The organism is Sphaerisporangium album (genome assembly GCF_003323745.1).
GTDB classification, from domain to species: Bacteria; Actinomycetota; Actinomycetes; order Streptosporangiales; family Streptosporangiaceae; genus Sphaerisporangium; species Sphaerisporangium album.
The window spans coordinates 1-2,643 of sequence record NZ_QOIL01000053.1 but is presented as its reverse complement, the minus strand read 5'-3'; the positions used below and the strand labels follow the sequence as shown (position 1 = coordinate 2,643).

2 protein-coding genes are annotated in these 2,643 nt (G+C 68.0%); both read left to right on the top strand.

Going from position 1 to position 2,643, the window contains the following annotated elements:
- Window positions 1-223 precede the first annotated feature (223 nt).
- Window positions 224-1,744, top strand: coding sequence for an IS21 family transposase (gene istA / locus DQ384_RS40150; RefSeq protein ID WP_220183404.1), 1,521 nt, complete (start codon window positions 224-226; stop codon window positions 1,742-1,744).
- The gene (istB, locus tag DQ384_RS40145) at window positions 1,741-2,520 is read left to right on the top strand and encodes an IS21-like element helper ATPase IstB (protein ID WP_245967104.1); all 780 of its coding nucleotides are present in this window, start codon (window positions 1,741-1,743) and stop codon (window positions 2,518-2,520) included. Before istA ends, istB begins: the two co-directional genes overlap by 4 nt.
- The last annotated feature ends 123 nt before the right edge of the window (window positions 2,521-2,643 follow it).

Below are 2,643 nucleotides of genomic sequence, written 5' to 3'. Positions count from 1 at the left end.
TGAGAGCGGTCACGTGGAACTCTTGATCAGCGGACAGAAAAGTCGAGGCTGACGGACAGCGGTTCCTGGTCGGCGGCCATCAAAAGTCCTGGTCAATGGCCAGGTTGATCTCCTGATCCTGTCCGTGTGTCACACGCGGGTCCCCCTCCGCGGGGGCTTGGGTTGCGGGTTGTCGAGACCTTGCACCCAAGACCCGCGGAGGGGGCCCGTGACGAAGTCTGGCATGGAGCTGATGGAGATCTACGAGGCTTACGACTTGACCGGGTGCGCCTGGTCGGCGGCACAGCTGGCGGGGTGTGACCCCAAGACGGTGCGCCGGTATGTCGCGATCCGGGCGGCGGGCGGCAACCCGCACCAGCCGAGGCCGCGGCATAAAGCGATCGACGCGTTCCTGGCGAAGATCGAGGAGAAGGTCGACCGGTCGAAGGGGAAGATTCGCGCGGACGTGGTGCACAAAGACCTGGTGGCGATGGGATTCTCCGGGTCTGAGCGGACCACGCGGCGAGCGGTCGCCGAGGTCAAGACGGCATGGAAGGCCGGACGGCGGCGCGTCTACCGGCCGTGGGTGCCTGAGCCGGGGATGTGGCTGCAGTGGGACTGGGGCGAGGGGCCGCGGATCGCCGGGCGCCGCACTCAGCTGTTTTGTGCCTGGCTGGCCTGGTCGCGGTTCCGGGTGGTGATCCCGGCGTGGGATCAGACGCTGGCCACGTTGACCTCGTGCCTGGATGCGGCGCTGCGGGCTCTGGGCGGGGCGCCGACGTATCTGCTGACCGACAACCCCAAGACGGTCACGATCGAGCACATCGCCCGCGTTGCGGTGCGGCATCCGCAGATGGTCGAGCTGGGGCGGCATTACGGCTGCGTGGTGTGCACCTGTGAGCCGTTCGATCCCGAGTCCAAGGGCGGGGTGGAGGCGACGGTGAAGATCGCCAAGGCGGATCTGGTGCCCACCAACGCCAACCTCCGCGCCGCCTACGCCAGTTTCGCCGAGCTGGAGCAGGCATGCGCCGCCTGGAGCGGGCACATCAACGGCCGCCGCCATCGCCAGACGCACCGGCCGCCGATCGAGATGCTGGCCGAGGAACGCGCTCGTCTGCACGTGCTGCCTGCCGATCCCTACGTGCTCGCGCTGGGGACCGAGCGCCTGGTCGGTGATGACCGGACCGTCCGCTGGGGCGATGTGCGCTACTCGGTGCCACCCGGCCACGAAGGACACACGGTCTGGTGCCGGGTCCACGGCGAGGAGCTGGTCATCGTCGGTCGCTCCCGCCACAGCGAGCACGGTCCACGGTCTCTGAGGGAACTGTGGCGGCATCGGTTGTCGGTTCCGGGCCGGCCGCAGATCGTCGATGCCCACTATCCCGAGCATGACGGCGGGAACGGCCCTAAAGCGCCCCGGCCTCGCCCGCAGACCAAGGCTGAGCAAGCGTTCCTGGCGATCGGGCCGGGTGCGCAGGCGTGGCTGATCGAGGCCGCCGCCACTGGGGTGGTGCGGATCCGCGTCAAGATGGCCCGCGCGGTGGAGCTGGCCAGGTTGCTGGGCGCGGCGCGGGTGGATGAGGCGCTCGGCCTGGCCGCGATCAACGGCCGTTTCGCCGAAGCCGACCTGGCCTCGATCTGTGACCACCTGGCATTGCATGAGCGCACCGGCTCCGGCACCCGCATCGACGAGGCTCACTCGGCCCAGCCCGGCACCGCCTGTTGGGCCGCCTTCGGTAACACCGTCAAAGGAGATCATTCGTGAGCGTCACCCTGCCCGCGGCACCACCGATCCCGGCCGAACTGGAGACCCTCTTTCGCCGGATGCGTTTCCCTTACGCCCGCAAAGCGGCACCCGAGGTGCTGGCGACCGCCCGCGCGCAACGCTGGGACCCTGCCGAAGTCGTCCGTGTCCTGCTTCACGAGGAAGTCGTCGGCCGTGACTCAGCCACCCGCCGCAACCGGCGAAAGAGCGCCGGCTTCCCCTCCGGAAAGACCTTCTCCTCCTGGCGAGGCGAGGACTCCACGATCAGCCAGGCCACCCAGAACGCGTTGATGACGCTGGAATGGGTCAACCGCACCGAGAATCTGGTGATCGCCGGACCATCCGGTACTGGCAAGTCCCACTTCGCCGAAGCACTGTCGCATCTGGCGATCGAGAAGGATCTGCGGGTGGCCTGGTTCACCCTGGAGTCCCTCAGCGCCACCGTCGGCCGAGCCAAGATCGACGGTTCGGTCTCTCGCGCCATCGGCCGCATCTGCCGCAGCGACGTCATCGTCATCGACGACATCGGGCTCCTGCCCGTCAGCCACGAGACCTCCGAGGCGTTCTACCGTGTCGTCGACGCCGCCTACGAGCGCCGCTCGGTCGCGGTCACCAGCAACATCCACCCATCAGGCTTCGACACCATCATGCCCAAGACGCTCGCCACCGCGACCGTCGACCGGCTGATGCATCACGCCCACCTGGTGGAGACCAGCGGCGACTCCCACCGCCTGGCCGAGGCCCTGTCCGGACGCGGGGTGATCCCGCTGACCTGACCATCCACCGGGAGATCGACCTGGCCACTCACCGGGATTTCCGGTGACCACACCAGGAATTTTGATGGCCACCAGCCGGGAGAAATCTGGCCGCTCAACTGGAGAACGGCGTGTCCGCTAGCA